15 protein-coding genes and 2 tRNA genes are annotated in these 16,426 nt (G+C 73.6%); 4 read left to right on the forward strand and 13 right to left on the reverse strand.

Features of this window, described 5'->3' with window-relative positions; translation table 11 throughout:
* Window positions 1-99: 99 nt before the first annotated feature.
* The 12 genes from GWK15_RS25200 to GWK15_RS25255 form a co-directional block, all read right to left on the reverse strand.
* On the reverse strand, window positions 100-660 hold the full coding sequence (locus GWK15_RS25200; RefSeq protein ID WP_168044320.1) for a GNAT family N-acetyltransferase: 561 nt from the start codon (window positions 658-660) through the stop codon (window positions 100-102).
* Between the two features lie 23 nt (window positions 661-683).
* Window positions 684-2,024, reverse strand: coding sequence for an aldehyde dehydrogenase family protein (locus tag GWK15_RS25205; protein ID WP_168044322.1), 1,341 nt, complete (start codon window positions 2,022-2,024; stop codon window positions 684-686).
* Complete coding sequence (locus tag GWK15_RS25210; protein WP_168044324.1) at window positions 2,021-3,256, reverse strand: hydroxysqualene dehydroxylase; 1,236 nt, start codon at window positions 3,254-3,256, stop codon at window positions 2,021-2,023. Before GWK15_RS25210 ends, GWK15_RS25205 begins: the two co-directional genes overlap by 4 nt.
* Window positions 3,253-4,890, reverse strand: a complete 1,638-nt coding sequence (locus GWK15_RS25215) for a squalene/phytoene synthase family protein (RefSeq protein WP_168044326.1) — start codon at window positions 4,888-4,890, stop codon at window positions 3,253-3,255. The genes GWK15_RS25210 and GWK15_RS25215 overlap by 4 nt, the downstream gene beginning before the upstream one ends.
* A complete protein-coding gene (locus GWK15_RS25220) occupies window positions 4,887-5,990 on the reverse strand; it encodes a glycosyltransferase (protein ID WP_168044328.1) in 1,104 nt (367 codons plus the stop codon). Before GWK15_RS25220 ends, GWK15_RS25215 begins: the two co-directional genes overlap by 4 nt.
* The gene (locus GWK15_RS25225; RefSeq protein WP_168044329.1) at window positions 5,987-6,802 is read right to left on the reverse strand and encodes a lysophospholipid acyltransferase family protein; all 816 of its coding nucleotides are present in this window, start codon (window positions 6,800-6,802) and stop codon (window positions 5,987-5,989) included. The genes GWK15_RS25220 and GWK15_RS25225 overlap by 4 nt, the downstream gene beginning before the upstream one ends.
* Window positions 6,799-8,379 (reverse strand): phytoene desaturase family protein, encoded by a 1,581-nt coding sequence (locus GWK15_RS25230; RefSeq protein WP_168044331.1) that lies wholly within the window; start codon window positions 8,377-8,379, stop codon window positions 6,799-6,801. The genes GWK15_RS25225 and GWK15_RS25230 overlap by 4 nt, the downstream gene beginning before the upstream one ends.
* A 17-nt stretch (window positions 8,380-8,396) precedes the next feature.
* Window positions 8,397-9,971, reverse strand: coding sequence for a phytoene desaturase family protein (gene crtI, locus GWK15_RS25235; RefSeq protein WP_168044333.1), 1,575 nt, complete (start codon window positions 9,969-9,971; stop codon window positions 8,397-8,399).
* Between the two features lie 85 nt (window positions 9,972-10,056).
* Complete coding sequence (locus GWK15_RS25240; protein ID WP_168044335.1) at window positions 10,057-11,670, reverse strand: acyl-CoA dehydrogenase family protein; 1,614 nt, start codon at window positions 11,668-11,670, stop codon at window positions 10,057-10,059.
* Window positions 11,667-12,830, reverse strand: coding sequence for an FAD-dependent oxidoreductase (locus GWK15_RS25245; protein WP_168044337.1), 1,164 nt, complete (start codon window positions 12,828-12,830; stop codon window positions 11,667-11,669). The genes GWK15_RS25240 and GWK15_RS25245 overlap by 4 nt, the downstream gene beginning before the upstream one ends.
* Before the next feature lie 10 nt (window positions 12,831-12,840).
* Window positions 12,841-13,698: an aldose epimerase family protein gene (locus tag GWK15_RS25250; protein ID WP_168044339.1), complete on the reverse strand. Its 858-nt coding sequence runs from the start codon at window positions 13,696-13,698 to the stop codon at window positions 12,841-12,843.
* An 86-nt stretch (window positions 13,699-13,784) separates the two neighbouring features.
* Window positions 13,785-14,558, reverse strand: coding sequence for a 2-keto-4-pentenoate hydratase (locus GWK15_RS25255; protein ID WP_168044340.1), 774 nt, complete (start codon window positions 14,556-14,558; stop codon window positions 13,785-13,787).
* A gap of 64 nt (window positions 14,559-14,622) precedes the next feature.
* On the opposite strand from GWK15_RS25255, the gene GWK15_RS25260 reads away from it, so the two are divergent.
* On the forward strand, window positions 14,623-14,919 hold the full coding sequence (locus GWK15_RS25260) for a hypothetical protein (protein WP_168044342.1): 297 nt from the start codon (window positions 14,623-14,625) through the stop codon (window positions 14,917-14,919).
* Window positions 14,920-15,046: 127 nt separating this feature from the next.
* Here the strand turns inward: GWK15_RS25260 and rlmB are convergent, their stop codons facing one another.
* Complete coding sequence (gene rlmB / locus GWK15_RS25265) at window positions 15,047-15,931, reverse strand: 23S rRNA (guanosine(2251)-2'-O)-methyltransferase RlmB (protein ID WP_456306875.1); 885 nt, start codon at window positions 15,929-15,931, stop codon at window positions 15,047-15,049.
* 110 nt (window positions 15,932-16,041) lie between these two features.
* Here rlmB and GWK15_RS25270 point away from each other — a divergent pair.
* From GWK15_RS25270 to GWK15_RS26220, 3 genes are all read left to right on the forward strand, one after another.
* A tRNA-Tyr gene (locus GWK15_RS25270) sits at window positions 16,042-16,124 on the forward strand.
* Between the two features lie 79 nt (window positions 16,125-16,203).
* Window positions 16,204-16,277 (forward strand) — tRNA-Gly (locus GWK15_RS25275).
* A 58-nt stretch (window positions 16,278-16,335) separates the two neighbouring features.
* Window positions 16,336-16,426 (forward strand): GTP-binding protein (locus GWK15_RS26220; protein ID WP_244922324.1); only part of this gene is annotated, 91 nt, incomplete at its 3' end.

Consider the following 16,426-nt stretch of genomic DNA (forward strand, 5'->3'; position numbering starts at 1 on the left):
GCCGGATACACACCCGCTACGACAAGCTCGCCGCCAATTTCGCCTCGGCCGTCGCCATCGCCGCCATCCTCATCGGATGGACCTGATTGAGGCTGGAGCCTAGCGGCCTGCCACCTCGGGCCGCGCGATCTCGAACCACAGGCAGGATTCCTCCCGCCCGCGGGAGGGGCACCAGATGCGGCCGGGCCCGAGCGGGGTCATGCCGAGCATCTCCACCACCGCCAGCGAGGCGCCGTTGTCCGCCTGCACCGCGGCGCGGACGCGGTCGATGTCCATGGTGCGGAAGGCCTCGGCGAGGGCGGCGGGCGCCGCCTCCCGCATCAGCCCCAGGCCCTGGAAGGGCTCGCCCAGCCAATAGGTGATCAGGGCCGTTTGGCCGTCCCCCGGCGCGCGGGAGATGCTGATCCAGCCGGCGATCGCCCCGTCCTCGCGCCGTTCCATCACCAGCGGGAGGGACCGCCGCGCCTCTGCCGCCATGCGGACGCCGGCGATGCGGTCGAGCGCCATGAGCGGCGTGTAGGGCACCGGCCAGGAGGCGAGGCGCCGGCTGATCGTCTCGTTCATCAGGCCAGCCAGGGCCTCGGCGTCGCGCGGTTCGGCGCAGCGGAGCCGCAGTCGCGGGGTCTCGAGGGCGGGAAGCGCGGGCGAGTCCACAACCATGAGGGGAATTTAGCGTGGAAATATTAACGCATTAATAGCCTCACGATGAGTTCAGTCGCCCGGCCGCGCGGCCGATCGAAAAGGCGGGCGAGGGAGACGCGCCGGTGCCGGACACGCGCGCGGAGGTTGGACAGCGTCCGGAAGCCCTCCTCCCCATGCAGCCGCCCCTGGCCCGAGGCGCCGATGCCGCCGAAGGGCAGGGCGGGGAAGCCGACATGCTCGACACAGCGCCCGGTCACCAGCGCGCCGGACTTCGTGCCGGCGGCGACGGCGGCTTCCTCCCCGGGCGTTGCGCCGAACAGGTAGACCACGAGCGGCGCCGGGCGGGCCGCGATCCAGGCGATGGCGTCGGCGAGGCCGGCGCAGGGGCGGACGGGCAGCACCGGGCCGAAGACTTCCTCCTGCAGCAGGGGCGCGTCGTCCGCCGCCTCGGCCAGCGTCACGGGGCGCCGCAGGCCGTCGCCGGGCGGACCGAGCGGCGTCAGCGTCGCGCCTGTCGCGAGGCGGTCGAGCCGCGCGGACTGGGCCGGGTTCAGCACGGCGGTGGCCGGGGCCGTGATGCCGGTCGCGCGGCAGGCGGCGGCGAAGGCCTCGGGCGCGTGGCCCACCAGCAGGACGGTGTCGGGCGCCACGCAGGTCTGCCCGGCATTCAGCGCCTTGCCCGCAAGCAGGTCCCGCGCCGCCGTGGCGAGGTCGGCCCCCGGCAGCACGATGGCCGGGCACTTCCCGCCGAGTTCCAGCGTGACCGGCACCAGGTTCGCCGCCGCCGCCTGCGCGACGCGACGGCCGGTCGCGGTGCCGCCGGTGAAGACCAGGTGGTCCCAGGGCTGGGCGGCGAAGTCGGCGGCGACGGCGGCATCCCCGGTCACGCAACGGGCGATGTCCGCGCCGAGGGCTGCCTCCAGCACCTCCGCGATCAGGGCGGCGCAGCGGGGCGTGTGCTCCGAGGGCTTCACCGCCACGCGGTTGCCGGCGGCGATGGCGTCGATCACGGGGGCGAGGGCGAGCTGCACCGGGTAGTTCCACGGCGCCATGACGCCGACCACGCCCTTGGGCACCGGCTCGACCCAGGCGCGGGCGGGCAGGAAGGGGAAGGGCACGCCGTACCGGCGGGGCCCCATCCAGCGCCGCAGCCGACGCCGGGCGTACAACGCCATGTCGGCGACCAGCAGCACGTCGGCGAGCAGCGTCTCGATCCGGTCGCGGCCGCCGAAATCGGCATCGGCGGCGGCGGCGATCTCCTCCCCCCGCCGCTTCACCTCGGCGGCGAGGCGCGCGAGCAGGTCGCGCCGGCGCGCGGCATCAGGCGCACCGTCGCGGGCCTCGGCGGCGCGCAGGGCGGCGAGGGCCTCGGCGGGTGTCACGCGGCGGGCCCCAGGCGCAGCAGGACCTTCGCCGCCGCCTCGCCGGACAGGGCGGCGGCCTCGATGGTCGCGGGCAGTCCCGGCCAGGTCCAATCCCCGGCCAGCGCCAGGTTGCGCATCGGCCGCCGGGGCGCGAGCGGCGGGAAGCCGACCGCATGGCGTGGCGTGGCGCGGCGTTCCTTGACCGCACGGCAGGGGGGCGGGGCCTCGGGCCAGGCGCCGGGCAGGGCGAAGGCGGCGGCGGCGCGGCGGATCTCGGCCCAGGCGCGGGGGGCGAGGGCCTCGGCCGGTTCCTCGCTCTCGGCATCGGCGGCGCTGACGGTGACCGAGACGCCCGAGGGCCGCAGCAGCACCCATTGCGCCAGCCCGCCGACCAGGCCGAGGAAGCGCACCGGCCCGGACGCCTCATGTGCGAAGTGCAGGTTGAGGATCGGCGCGTGGCGTTCCGGCACCTTGAGGCCGGTGATCAGCCGCGCCGCCTCCCAGGGCGGCAGGGCGAGGAGGACGGCGTCGCCTTCCGCGACGGCGAACGACTCCTCGCCGAGATGCAGCGCGGCGATGCGACCATCGGCCTGGGTCATGGCGCGCAGCCGGCTGCCGAAGCGGATCGCTACCCCGGCGGATTGCAGCGCGGCGATCGCGGGCGCGACCAGGTTCGGGCCGAGTCCCTCCCGCGCCACCAGCAGCCGTGCCGCGCCCGCGCCGCCGAGCCGCCGCAGCACCTGGCCCAGGCGGGCGGAGGAGGCCTCGGCGACCGGCGTGTTCAGCGCCGCGACGGTCAGCGGTTCCACGAAGCCGCGCAGCAGGGCGGGATGCTTCGCGAGCACCTCGGCGACCGGCCGGTCCGTGAAGGGCAGCGCCATGCCGGCCAGCGCAAGCAACCCGCCCGCGGTGAGGCCCGGCGGGCGCAGCGCCGGGTCGCGCCAGGCGAGCGGCGCCGCGGCGATGCGCCGCGCCGCGCCGTCGGCGAGGTCGAGCACCGGCAGCCCCGCGGGTTCCGGTTCGATCCAGCCCTCCGCCGCGCCGATGTCGGCGAGGAAGCGCAGCGCGGCGCGGTTCGCGCCCATCAGCGCATGGGTGCCGTTGTCGGTGCCGTCCGGCAGCGCGCGGCAGCGTCCGCCGGCGACGGGCGCGGCTTCGTGCAGCGTCACCGCCCGCCCGGCGCGCGCGAGGGCGAACGCCGCGACCAGCCCGGCGATGCCGGCGCCGACGACGTGGACGGCGCGGCTCATCGCGCCCCGACGGGGGCGAGGCGCAGGGCGAAGGCGGCCATGCGCGCCTTCTCGGCGGCCGTCAGGCGCGGGCGGGTCCTGGGCGGACCGAAGCCGCGCGCGATCAGCCGGTCGAGCAGGCGCCGGTAGCCCCACATCATGATCCGCGCCGGCAGCAGCGCGGCGGCGTCGAAGTCGCGCAACTCGCGCTCGGCGCGGGCGAAGCCCGCTTCGGCCTCGGCGGCGAGGGCGCGCGCCGCCGCGGGCGTGCCGGGCGCTGCGAGCATCCGCGCCGCCGGCCCGTCCTCCACGCCATGGGCGGCGAGCAGGTCGAGCGGCAGGTAGACGCGGTCCCGCGTCGCGTCCTCATCCATGTCGCGCAGGATGTTCACCAGTTGCAGCGTGCGGCCGAGGGCGAGGCCGAACGCCGCCGCTTCCGGCGCACCGAAGATGCGCACCGCCATGGCACCCACGCTGCCGGCGACGCGGCGGCAATAGAGGTCGAGCGCGGTGCCGTCGGCGATGCGCACGGATGGCGCGGCGTCGGTCTCCATGCCGGCGATCATCGCCGCGCATTCCTCGATGGGCAGGGCGAAGCCGGCACGTGCGTGGGCCAGTTCGCGCGACAGGGCGCAATCCGGGCGGTCGAGCTTGGCGCGCCATTCCGCGAGGAAGCGGTGCTTCTCCGTTTCCGGCAGCGCTCCGTCGGCGATGTCGTCGACCGCGCGGCAGAAGGCATAGACGGCCCAGAGGGCGCGGCGGCGTTCCCCGCGCAGCGCCGACATGCCGCGCGAGAAGGAGGAGCCCGCCGCGCTGACCCGCGCCCGCACCAGCGCCGCGTCGGAGGGGCCGCGGAACGGTGCGGCGGCGAAGGCGCGCGCGAAGTCGGCCTTGGACAGCGCGACGCGGCCCGTCACGGGATCGCCCGCGCGCAGCCGCGCGAGCAGCCGCCGCGCAAGGGCGAGCGTCACCGTCGCTTCCATCGCGAGGCGCCGCGACCCGATCCGGCGCGGCAACGCGGCGGCGGCCTCCAGCCGTTCCTCGATGCGGTCGAGCGCGGCGTCCAGCACCGCGCGGCGCGGCACGGCATTGGCGGGATCGAAGAAGGCGGCCTCGCCCCCCGCCAGCGCCATCCAGGATTCGGGCAGGTAGATGCGGCCGATTCCGTCGCGGTCCGGCACCAGGTCCTGCAGGTGGTTCAGGATCTGCAATGCGGTGCAGAGCGCATCGGAGGCCGCGATCGCCTGCGGATCCTCCTCACCATGCAGGCGCAGCAGCATCCGCCCCACCGGCACGGCCGAGGACGCGCAATAGGCCTCGAGCGCCGCCCAGTCGGCATAGCGCCGCTGCGTCGCATCCTGGCGGAAGGCGGCGAGCATGCGCCGCGCTTCCGTGGTGCCCGCGCCGCTGTCGTGCAGCGGGCGTGCGGTGGGCTCGGATGTTGTGGGATCGTCGAGCGTGCGTTCCAGCGCGTCGAGGCGTGCCAGCTTCTCTTCCGGCGAAAGCGCGGCGCTGTCGGCGATGTCGTCGGCGGTGCGCACGAAGCGGTAGAAGCCCAGCACCTTTGGGCGTAGCGCCCGCGCCAGCAGCAGCGAGGCGACGGGGAAATTCTCGCTGCCCGAATCGCGGCTGGGCGGCCCAGCGGCGACGGTCACGAAGGTTCCGGCGCCGCGTAGCTGCGCCCCTTCCAGCCCTCCTTGCGCCCCGTCAGCACGCGCGCCAGCGCGGTCCACTGGATCGCGAGCGCCACCACCACGGCGGCGGGATGCAGGACGATGGTCCAGAGCGGTTCCCCGCTGCGCAGCGTCACCGCCGCGCGCAGCGCGAAGACCAGGGCGAGCGCCAGCCAGGCCGCGCCCGCCGGCAGCAGCGCGAAGGGCCAGAGATGCGCGCCCGCCAGCACCACCGTCCACACCGGCAGGCCGAGCGGCGTCGCCATGCCTTCGCGCGCGTTCTTGAGGAAGCCGCGCCAGGATTCCCCGAAGCCGCGATACATGCGGCAGGCGGCGAGGTCGGCGCCGGCGACCATCTCGGTGCGCCAGCCGCGCATGCGCAGCAGGCGCGTCAGCTTCAGCCCGTCATGCAGCGTGGTGCGCACGGCTCCATGCCCGCCCGTCGCGGCATAGGCGTCGCGCGCGACCATCATCATCTGCCCGCAGCCGGCGGCGAAGCCGGGCAGGCGTGTGAAGGCGCGCCCGCCGCCCGGCAGGTAGCCGAGCAGCAGCAGGTTGATGATGGGGACGGTGAGGCCCTCGCCGATCGTCTCGATGCGCTGGCGCGGCACGGCGCTGACCAGGCCGAGGCCGTGGCGGACCGCATGGCCCGCGAGCCCCGCCGCCGCGCCGGGGGCGAGGCGCACATCGGCATCGATGAAGAGCAGGTGCGTCCCGCGCGCCGCCGTGCCGAGCTGCGCGCAGGCGTGCATCTTGCCCGACCAGCCCTCGGGCAGCGGCGGGGCCGTGACCAGGCGCACCCGCGCGTCGCGCGCGGCGATGGCGGTGACGATGTCGGGGGTGCCGTCGGTCGAACCGTCGTCCATGACGACGACCTCGATGTCGACACCCTGCTGGGCGAGGGCGGCCTCGAGGCAGGCGCCGATGTTCGCGGCCTCGTCGCGCGCCGGGATCAGGATGGAGACGAGCGTGCCCGCCGGCGCGGGGCCGTCCGGCGCGCGCAGCAGAAAGAGGTTCACGAGCCCGTTCAGCGCCGGGAGGGCGGCGAGCGCCAGGGCGATGGTCGTCGGATCCCAGGTCATCCGGCGCGATCCGCCTGGTGGTCGTGGCGCGGGTCGAAGCGCTGCCCGCGCAGCAGCGCGCCGAGGCGCCGCCAGCCCTGGTAGATCCCGCCCATGCCTTCCTTGCCCTGCACCAGCGTGTCGAACCGCTCCGGATCGCGGGCGATCGCGTCCTCCGTCAGCCGGTCGGCCACCGCCTCCAGCGCGGCGGCGAGGCGCGCGGCGCGCGCGTCGCGATCCAGCGACAGAAGTTCGGCGGCCGGGATCGGCGGGCCGAAGGCGACGAGCATCTCGGCCTTGCGTTCCGACCAGAAGGGGTAGTCGAGCGCGAGGGGGACGAACCACGCACCGGGCGCGAGTTCGGGCAGCCGCGTCATGCCGGGCGCGATCGGGATGGGCCGCTCACGCGGGTCGCAGAACCGCCCCGGCGCATGGACCCACAGCGCATGGCTCGGGTCCTGCAGCACGCGTTCCGCCGTTCGCAGGAAGCGGATGGTGCCCCGTGACGTGCCCGTCTCGACCCCGAAGACGCCGATCCGGCGCATGAAGCCGTATTTCTCCAGCGCCCAGGCGGCCATGGGCGTGAAGAGCCGGCGCTCCCGCAGCAACCGCCGCCCGAGCAGCATCACCGCCACCCCATCCCACCAGGAGGGATGGTTGACGAAGATCACCGCCGGCGCCCCGGCGGGGATCTGCGGCAGGCCCCAGCGCGCGACGCGCGCCGCGCGCATGTGGCGGCGGAAGAAGCGCGTGAAGGCGAGGTCGAAGAAGGCGATGTACCGCTCAGAGCGGAGCGGCACCGGGTCGGGCTGTTGTCGGTCCGCGCTGCTCATTCGGCCGCGAGCAGCGCGTCCCGCAGCCCGGCGCGCTCCGCCGCCGCCGACATGCCGCGGCCGCCGAGGTCGCGGTCGAGCGCGTCCGCGGCGATCCAGCCCGACATCATCACCATCGGCATGCCGGGGCCCGGATGGGCCGCCCCGCCCGCCAGGTAGAGCCCCTTGATCGCCTTCGACCGGTTCGACGGCTTGAAGGCGCCGAGGAAGGCGCCGTGGGAGGCGAGGCCGTAGATCGCCCCGTCCAGCACCTTGTAGCGTTCGTGGATGTCGACCGGCGTCAGTGCGCGCTCGATGACGATGCGCTCCTCGATGTCCTCCATCCCGGCGGTGCGCTTCAGCTTGTCGAGGATCTTCTGCCGGTAGGGCGCGAACATCTTCGACCAGTCATGGCCGGGGCGCAGGTGCGGGGTATGGACCAGGATGTAGAGCGCCTCGCCGCCCTCGGGTGCCACCGTATCGTCCGACACGGAGGGCGCGCAGAGATAGGCGGTCGGGTCCGGCGCCGGCTCGCCCTTGCGGTAGATGCTGTCGAACTCCTCCTCCGCATCGCGGGAGAAGACGAAGCAGTGATGCGCCAGGTGGTCGTACTTCTTCTTCAAGCCGAGATAGAGCACCACGCCCGAGCAGGCCGGCTGGTAGCCGCGCTTCTGCATGGTCTTGGCCGGCGGTCCCTTCACGAGCTCCGTATAGGTGCGGATCGCGTCCATGTTGGAGATCAGCGCGTCGCAGGGGATGCGCTCCCCGTTCGCGGTCACGCTGCGGACGACGCCGTTCGTGATCTCGATGTCGGTCACCTCGGAATCGGTCCGCAGGTCGGCGCCGAGGTCGCGGGCGAGCTTCGCCAGACCTTCCGCCACCGCGCGGGTGCCGCCGACCGGATACCATACGCCCTCGCTCGCCTGCATGTCGCCGATGCCGCAGAGCACGGCGGGCGCGAGGTAGGGGTTCGATCCGACATACTGCGTGAAGTGGTCGAGCATCTGCGCCAGACGCTCATCCGGCACATGGCCGCGGATCACCTTGGCGACGGTCGTGCCCATGCGCAGCGCGAGGATGTCGCGCAGCACCTCGGGCTTGAAGTTGTCGGTGAAGGACAGCGTGTCGCCGATGCCCTCGACCGGCTTCCAGAAGAAGAAGCGCTCGCTGATCTCGTGCAGGTGGCGCGAGACCTCCTGGAACTTGCGGTAGCCCGGACCGTTGCCCTTGCCCGGCGCGAAGGCGTCCATGGATTTCGCCATGGTGTCCACGTCCGCCATCAGGTCGATGCGCGTGTTGTCGTCGAAGAAGCAGCGCCACTGCGGGTCGAGGCGGATCAGCGGCAGCTCGTCCTGCTGCACGCGGTTCGCCTCGGCATAGATGCGCCGCAGGACGCGCGGCACGGTCAGGATGGTCGGGCCCATGTCGAAGCGGAAGCGGCCCGGACCTGCCGGATTGTCGAGGTGCAGCACCGCGGCCTTGCCGCCGAGCCAGGGATTGCGCTCGAGCAGCGTGACCTGGTGCCCGCGCGCCTGCGCGACGGCGGCGGCGGCAAGCCCGCCCAGACCGCTGCCGATGACGACGACCTTCGCACCCATGCGCGCCTCCTGACCGTTCAGCCGCCCAGCGCGGGCTGCGCCGCGCCGAGCCTGCCGCCCGCATCCACCACCGGCTGCAGGCCGAGATCGGCCATCAGCAGCCGCGTGCTGATGCGCGCGCCTTCGTAGATCACCGGCAGGCCGCTGCCCGGATGGGTGCCGCCGCCGACCAGATAGACACCCTGCGCCTTGCCGAAGCGGTTGCGCGGGCGGAAATGCAGCATCTGGCGCACGTCATGCGCCAGGTTGAAGGTCGCCCCATAGCCGACCGCGTATTCGTCCCGCCAGTCCTGCGGCGTCAGCATCCGCTCGTAGCGGATGCGCGGCTCGATGTCGCCGAGGCCGAGCGCCTTCAACCGGTCGAGCGCGACGCGGCGGTATCGCTGCGCCTCCGCCGCCCAGTCCCCGCCCTCTCGCAGGTTCGGCACGGGCACGAGGACGTAGAGCGTCGAATGCCCCTCCGGCGCCAGGGATGGGTCGGTGCCCGCTGCGGCCTGGACGTAGACGGAGGGATTGTCCGGGATCTCGCCGGTTTCGATCTGGCGCAGGTTGCGCTCGTAATCCTCGGCCAGCAGCACGGTGTGGTGCGCGAGGTCGGGCAGCCGCCCCTCGATGCCGAGGTAGAGCATGAAGGTTGAGCAGGAATAGCGCGCCTTGGCGATCTTCGCGTCGGGCCATTGCGGGCGCAGTTCCTCCGGCATCAGGCCGGGGATGGTGTGGGCGAAGTCGGCGTTCACCACCACCGCATCGGCGGCGTGGCGCGAGCCGGCCACCTCGACGCCCGCGGCGCGGCGCCCTTCGAAGGCGAGGCGTTCGACCTGGGCGCCGAAGCGGAACTCGACGCCGAGGCGCCCGGCGACGCGCGCCATCGCCTCCGACACCGCGCCGCAGCCCCCGCGCGGGTGGAACACCCCGTGCTCGTATTCGAGGAAGGACAGGATCGTGAACATGCTCGGGCAGCGGAAGGGGCTCATCCCGAGGTATTTCGACTGGAAGCCGAAGGCGAGGCGCGTGCGCGGGTCGGCGAAGTGCCGCCGCAGGTCCTGGTCGAGCGAGGCCCAGGGACGCAGGTAGCGCAGCCCGTTCACCACCTCGGGCGCCAGGTAGTCCGACAGGCCGCCGAAGGGGCGTTCCAGCACCGGGCGGAAGGCCTCGAGCTTGGTGCGGTTGTCCTCCATGAAGCTCCGCAGGCCGCGCGCATCGGCGGGGTTGAGCTTCGCGATCTCGGCTTCCATGCGCGCGAGGTCGGGGCTCGCGTCGACGCTGACCGGCGAGGCGCCCTCGAAGACCAGCCGGTATTGCGGGTCGAGGCGCAGCAGCTCGACTTCCGCGTCGAGGTCGGCGCCGCAGGACGCGAAGATCTCACGCAGGATGCGCGGGTAGAGGAAGAAGGTCGGGCCGATATCGAAACGGTAGCCGCCCGGCGCCGTGACGGTGCGCGTGCGTCCGCCGACGACGTCGTCGCGCTCGAAAACGGTCACGCGCGCGCCCGAGGCGGCGAGGAGCATGGCGGCGGCGAGGCCGCCGGGCCCGGCGCCAACGATGGCGACGCGCGGACGGGTGCGGGCGATGGCAGGCAGCGGTGCGTTCATCCGGCTTGTTCGTATCCGATCCTGGCTAGCGCAGATTGCCCCGGATTGCCCGCATGCAAGGCCACCGGGTCACAAGGTCGCCGGGTCAAGCGGCGAGGGCGCCTTCGATCTCGGCGATGCGCCCGGCGGCGCGCGGCAGCAGGCGGCGCAGGTAGAACTCGGCCGGCGGGCCATAGGCGGCCGGGTCCTCGGCGGCCGCACGGGCGAGCATCCAGCCGCCGAGCACCCAGCCCGCGGCCTCGAGATAGGCGACGGCGACGGACTGGCCGGCATCGGCGTCGCGCGCCTGGGCGGCGATGACGGTGGCGGTGGCGGCCGCCAGCGCATCGGCGGCGGCGCGCAGCCGGGCATCGGGTGTGCGCTTCACCTCCTCGATCAGGGTGCGCATCTCGGCGCCGCCGTCCTTGGCGACCTTGCGGACCAGCAGGTCGATCGCCTGGATGCCGTTGGTGCCTTCGTAGATCGGGGCGATGCGGGCGTCGCGCAGGATGCGCGCGGCGCCGGTCTCCTCGATGAAGCCCATGCCGCCATGCACCTGCACGCCGGTCGAGGCCGTCTCCACGCCGCGATCGGTGCACCAGGCCTTGAGGATGGGCGTGAGCAGGGCCTGCCGCGCCTGCGCGCCCGTATCGCCCGCCGCGTGGCGATCGACGCAGATCGCGGTTTCCAACGCGAGCAGCCGGGAAGCGAGGGTGACGGCGCGCATCTCCATCAACATGCGCGCGACATCGGGGTGCTCGGCGATGACGCGGCCGCTCTGCACGCGCTGCGCGGCATAGGCCTCGGCGAGGCGCAGCGCCGCCGCGCCATGCGCGACGCCCTCGGTGCCGACGCCGAGACGGGCGTTGTTCATCATCGCGAACATCGCGTTCAGGCCGCGATTGGGCTCGCCGACCATCTCGGCCTCGGCGCCCTCGAACAGCATGACGCAGGTGGGCGAGCCGTGGATGCCGAGCTTGTGCTCGATGCCGCCGCAGCGGAGGTCGTTGCGGCTGCCATCCTCCTTCACCTTGGTCGCGACGAAGAGGCTGATGCCACGCGAGCCCGGCGGCGCGTCGGGCAGGCGGGCGAGCACCAGGTAGACGATGTTGTCGGTGCAGTCGTGCTCGCCCCAGGTGATGAAGATCTTCTGGCCGTGCAGGGCATACTTGCCGTTGGCAAGGGGCTCGGCGCGGGTGCGCAGCACGCCGAGGTCGCTGCCGGCATTGGGCTCCGTCAGGCACATCGCGCCCGTCCATTCGCCGCTGACCATGCGGGGCAGCCAGCGCGCCGCCTGGTCGGGCGTCGCATAATGCACCAGGCAGTCGATCGCGCCGGCCGTCAGCATCGGGCCGAGCATGAACGACGTGTCGGCCGCCATGCCGAGCTCGGTCATCGCGGTCCAGAGCGAATGGGGTAGGCCCTGGCCGCCGTATTCCGCAGGCGCGGAGAGCGACTGCCATCCGCCCTCGACCCACTTCGCATAGGCGGCGGGGTAGGTGGGCGGGGTGGTGACGACGCCATTGGCATAGACCGCGCCGGCGCGGTCGGCGGCGAGCGCGTTGGGCTGCAGCACCTCGGTGCAGAAGCGGTCGGCCTCGGTGACGATCTGGGCGATGTCCTCGGCCGAGAGCGGTGCGCCGGCTTTTTCGCTCACGGCGGGCAGCCCGACCACGCGGGTCAGGCCGAAGATCAGGTCGGTGGCGGCGGTCGTGGTCATGCGGGAATGCCTTCGAGCGCGGAGAGGAGGCCGGGGGCGGGCGGTGCCTCGCCGGCAGCCCAGGGGACGAGGGCCGGCAGCAGCGCCGGGTCGGCCGCCGCTGCGGCCAGTGCCAGGCCGAGCAGCGGGCCGAACTTGAAGCCATGGCCGGAGAAGCCGGACATCACCAGGCAGCGCGGTGTGGCGGGCTCGAGGACGAAGCGCTCGCCGTCCTCGACGTCGTAGTAGCAGGCCCGCGCGCCGAGGATGCGGTAGCCCGCCATGTCGCGCAGCCGGGGGCGGGCGAAGGCGAGGATCTCCTCCGCCTCCGACGGCGTCGCGTCGCGCGGGTCGGCCTCGGCGTCGCCCACGCGGGAGAAGCGGTGGTCGCCGATCTTGAGCGGCGTGCCCGCGACCGGCGGCACGGCGTAGAAGCCGCCGTCCTCGGCGAGGTCGAGCAGCATGGGGGCCTTCGACCAGCCGTCCCGGTGCTGCGGCGGCGGTTCGAGCAGCACGAGGATCTGGCGGGAGGCGACGACGCGCGGGCCCAGCGCGGCGGGGATCAGGCGCGGCGCCCAGGGCCCGGCGGCGACCACCAGCAGGTCCGCGCTGCGCTCCGTGCCGTCGGCGAGGCGCAGCGTGGCGCGGTCGGGATCGACGGCAGCGGCGCGGGCGCGCTCGATCGTCACGCCGCGGGCGGCGAGGTGGCGCGCCAGGCCCTCGACGATCCGCCCGGCGAGCAGCACGCCGCCGGGTTTCATGTGGAACGCGGCGCCGATGCCGGCCTCGGTGAAGATCGGGAAGCGGGTGGCGACCTCGGCCGCCGTCAGGTCGTCGAAGGGGAGGCCGTCGGCGGCGAGCGTCGCGCGGCTTTCGCCAAGCCAGCCCCTGGTGCTGCCGGAGACGGCGAGCACGCCGGTCGGGATGTGCAGCACCTCCCCGAGGTCGCGCCAGACCATGTCCCAGGCGGCATAGGCGGGATCGACCATGCGCATGTAGCCGGCCTGGGCGCCGTAGGCGTGGCGGATCAGCCGGTGGTGGTCGACGGAGGATCCGCGGGGGTTCGGGATCTCGTCCTGCTCGACGATGCGGACGGAGAAGCCCCGGCGGGCCAGGCCCCATGCGGCCGAGAGACCCATGATGCCGGCGCCGAGGACGAGTGCGGAGGGAGGGGATGCCATCGCGGCCATCCTATGCCGCGCCGCCGGGCGGGTGTGAACACTCCGCGGTCAGCCGGATGACGCCGGTCAAGACATCGCCCGGGGCAAGGACGCGCATCGGGCCGAGGGGCGCGAGATCCGGCCGGTTCGGCGCGTCCGGGAGGTGGGAGGACGGCTCGACGCAGAGCACCGGCTGTGCGGGCGGGGCATAGACCTGGAGGTTGGTGGCGAGCGCGCCGGTCGCCGCGATGGTCAGGTCGAGGCCCGGCCATGCGATGCGCGCGGCGCCGCCCCAACCGGCGAAATGGGTGTCGAGGCCGAGGAAGGCGTCCTCCCCGCCATCGAGGCCGGCGGTGGGCGCCGCGGAGACCGGCAGGCAGCGGGCGTCATGGGTGCAGCGATGGGTGGCACGGAAGGCGAGGCGCGTGCCCGGCGGCCGGACGAACCAGGGGTGCCAGCCGGCGCCGAAGGGCGTGGGATCCTGTCCCGTATTGGTCACGGCAAGGTTCAGGGTGAAGCCGTCCTCCGCTGCCGTCATCGCGAGGTGGGCGGCGTAGCGGTAGGGCGCGGCCTCGACCGATTGGGCCAGCGCCACGCGATCTAGCGCGGCCTGCGCGACGGTCCAGGCGCGGTCGCGGGACAGCCCGTGGATCGCCGTTCCGTCCTGCGGCCGGTTGATCGGCAGGCGGTGCGGCCCGAGTCGCCCGCCATCGAGCCGGTTCGCCCAGGGGATCATCCAGAAGGCGCCGAAGGGCCCGCCGAGGCGTGCGCCGTCCGGTGCCGGGACGAGGATGTCCTGGCCGGCGAAGCGCAGCCGCGTGAGTCCCGCCCCGTCGGCCGGCTGGACCGTCGCCTCCCAGCCCCCGCCCGCGATGTGGATGCCGTCCATGCCTGTCTCCCGTCCCCGGCCAGCGGCCGGGGGCGCAGCCAAAGAAGGTGGGGGTGCGGGGGTAGTTCGCTCCCCCGCGTCCTTTTTCAGGTCAGCGTGAGCTCGACCCGTCCGAGCGTGTCGAACTCGACCACCACGGTGGACGGCCCGTCGAGCCAGATCGGCGGCGTCACGGACCCCAGGAACACCACCTGCCCCGCCCGCAGCCCGCCGAATGCCGTCGCGCAGGCCGAGGAGGCGAGCCAGGCCAGCGCCTCGAAGGGATGGCCGAGCAGATCGGCGCCGACACCCTCCCCGCGCACCGTCCCGTTCACCGTCATCCGCCCGCGCGTGGCCGCGAGATCCAGGCCCATCGCCCGCCACCCCGCGACCGGCGTGCCGAGCACGCCGCCGGCGTGGAAGACCTGGTCGGCGATCAGCGTCGGCGTGGTCAGCACCGCGAGGTCGTCGTAGCGCTTCTCGACGATCTCGATGGCGGGAAAGACCTCGCCGACGGCGTCGCCCGCCTGGTCGCGGGTGCAGGGGCCGGGCGGGATGTCGCGGGCGAGGCGGAGCGCGACCTCGCATTCGACGCCGGGGTTGAGGAAATCCGCGTAGCGGACGGTCGCCGGCGTTGGGCGCAGCCCGGCCTTCGGCGTGAAGCCGCCGGCGGGGCCGGACAGGCCGAGGATCGCCTGCATCTGCTTCGTGGTGGCGCCGATCTTGAAGCCGGCCGGCGGCAGGCCACCCAGGCGCAGCGCGACTTCCTTCTGCACGGCGTAGCCCGCTTCGGGCGTCTTCGGCGCGATGGCGCCGAGCGGGGCGAGGATGCGCTTGCTGCGGCGGGCCTCGATGATGGCTTCGGCGGCGTCGGATGCCATGGTGTCGTCTCCCTGCGTGCGGGCATGGTCGCCGCGGGCCGGGCGCGGGGCAAGGGAGGCGGCGATGTACATCCGCTACAGGGTGATGCTGCTGGTCGCGGCGCTGGTGGCGGGCGCGGCGGTCGTGAACCTCCTCACCGGCGACGTGGATGCCTTCGAGGAACGGACGGGACTCTTCGCCTTCCTCGGCACGCTGATCATCGACGGGATCGTGCTGCTGGCTGGGGTCCTCGCGGCGATCTACGCGGCGTCGGTCTTCTTCCCGCGCCGGTGGGGGGAGAAGGCGGGGCCGGTCGGCGCGATCGTCGCGGCGCTGGTCGCGGCGTTCTGCTTCAGGGTGCTGTGGCTGGGCGGGGCATGACGGTCACCGAGAGGGGCACCGCCCCTCTCGGGCTCACTCTGCCGAGGGCCGAAAGGCCCTCGGGACCCGGTTTCCAAAGGCCTTTCGGCCTTTGGTGGGGGTTTAGGGGGCAAGGCCCCCTCGAAGGTCAGCGGCGCACGATCTCGTAGAGCGCGACGGCCGCGGCGGCCGCGACGTTGAGGCTTTCGACGCCTTCGGCCATGGGCAGCCGCACCAGCTCGTCGCAGGTCTCGCGCTGGAGGCGGCGCAGGCCGGTGTCCTCGGCGCCCAAAACCAGCGCGACACGACGGTCGCGCGGCGCGGCCTCCGCCAGGGTCCGCTTCGCATCGCCGGCCAGGCCCATCACCCAGAAGCCCGCATTCTGCAAGGTGGTGATGGCGCGGGAGAGGTTCACCTCCCGCACCACCGGCACCACGTCGAGCGTGCCGGAGGCCGCGCGGGCGAGCGCCCCAGTCTCGGGCGGCGCGTGGCGGTCCTGCAGCACGACGCAGGCGGCGCCGAAGGCCGCGGCGGATCGCAGGACCGCGCCCACGTTGCGCGGGTCCGTCACCTGGTCGAGCAGCAGCACCGGCCCTTCGGCGGCCTCGATCGCGTCCTCGAGGGCCACGGCCTCGAGCGGTTCGGCCAGCAGGGCGATGCCCTGGTGGATCGCATCCTCGGGCAGGAAGGTCCCGAAGCGGGATCGGTCTGAACGTTCGGGCGTGACGCGCCAGGGGCCGGCGAAGCGTTCGCGCAGCGCGGCCTCGGCCTCGGCGGTGGTCAGCAGCCGGCGCGGCTTGCGGCGCGGATTCGACAGCGCGCCGAGCACGGCATGTTGACCGTAGATCCAATAGGCGCCGGACCCCGCGCCAGCGCCAGGCCGCGGCGGTTCGGGCGCGGCTTCGACAGGCGCGGGACGGCGGGCGGGTTCTGCTTCAGGGCGCGGCGGGCGGCTTCGGCCGGGCGGGCCGCCGGGACCGCGCGCGGGGGGACGGCCTTCGGGCCGCTTCGGGGGACGTCGCATGGCGCCCATCCTGCCCCGGACGGCCGATCCGCGCCAACCGCGCGCTCTCCGTTGACAGGCCGGGCGCCATGGGCTTTACCCCGCGCGCTCCCGCCGGCCTCGGTCGGGTGAGCGGCTGCGGAGGGGTGCCCGAGTGGCTAAAGGGGACGGACTGTAAATCCGTTGGCTTGCGCCTACGTTGGTTCGAATCCAACCCCCTCCATATCGCCCGCCCGTGTCGAACGGGGTGACTTTCCCGGTCCGGGCGGCCGGAACTTGGTGGGTTCGCGGCGCCTTCCGGCGCGGGTGTAGCTCAATGGTAGAGCCCCAGCCTTCCAAGCTGGTTGTGCGGGTTCGATTCCCGTCACCCGCTCCAGTGAAGCGCGGGTGTCGGTTGGCATTGACGGATCGGAACGAGGACGCAGGACAGGGCCATGGCGAAGGCAAAGTTTGAGCGGAACAAGCCGCACTGCAACATTGGCACGATCGGGCACGTGGACCATGGCAAGACGTCGCTGACGGCGG

This window comes from Neoroseomonas oryzicola (genome assembly GCF_012163135.1).
Lineage (GTDB): Bacteria > Pseudomonadota > Alphaproteobacteria > Acetobacterales > Acetobacteraceae > Neoroseomonas > Neoroseomonas oryzicola.

Coding starts and splice junctions, on each gene's coding strand:
- GWK15_RS25200 (WP_168044320.1), bottom strand. CDS start 660: ATGGTTGTGGACTCGCCCGCGCTTCCCGCCCTCGAGACCCCGCGACTG.
- GWK15_RS25210 (WP_168044324.1), bottom strand. CDS start 3,256: ATGAGCCGCGCCGTCCACGTCGTCGGCGCCGGCATCGCCGGGCTGGTC.
- GWK15_RS25220 (WP_168044328.1), bottom strand. CDS start 5,990: ATGACCTGGGATCCGACGACCATCGCCCTGGCGCTCGCCGCCCTCCCG.
- GWK15_RS25225 (WP_168044329.1), bottom strand. CDS start 6,802: ATGAGCAGCGCGGACCGACAACAGCCCGACCCGGTGCCGCTCCGCTCT.
- GWK15_RS25230 (WP_168044331.1), bottom strand. CDS start 8,379: ATGGGTGCGAAGGTCGTCGTCATCGGCAGCGGTCTGGGCGGGCTTGCC.
- crtI (WP_168044333.1), bottom strand. CDS start 9,971: ATGAACGCACCGCTGCCTGCCATCGCCCGCACCCGTCCGCGCGTCGCC.
- GWK15_RS25240 (WP_168044335.1), bottom strand. CDS start 11,670: ATGACCACGACCGCCGCCACCGACCTGATCTTCGGCCTGACCCGCGTG.
- GWK15_RS25245 (WP_168044337.1), bottom strand. CDS start 12,830: ATGGCATCCCCTCCCTCCGCACTCGTCCTCGGCGCCGGCATCATGGGT.
- GWK15_RS25250 (WP_168044339.1), bottom strand. CDS start 13,698: ATGGACGGCATCCACATCGCGGGCGGGGGCTGGGAGGCGACGGTCCAG.
- GWK15_RS25255 (WP_168044340.1), bottom strand. CDS start 14,558: ATGGCATCCGACGCCGCCGAAGCCATCATCGAGGCCCGCCGCAGCAAG.
- GWK15_RS25260 (WP_168044342.1), top strand. CDS start 14,623: ATGTACATCCGCTACAGGGTGATGCTGCTGGTCGCGGCGCTGGTGGCG.
- rlmB (WP_456306875.1), bottom strand. CDS start 15,931: ATGGGCGCCATGCGACGTCCCCCGAAGCGGCCCGAAGGCCGTCCCCCC.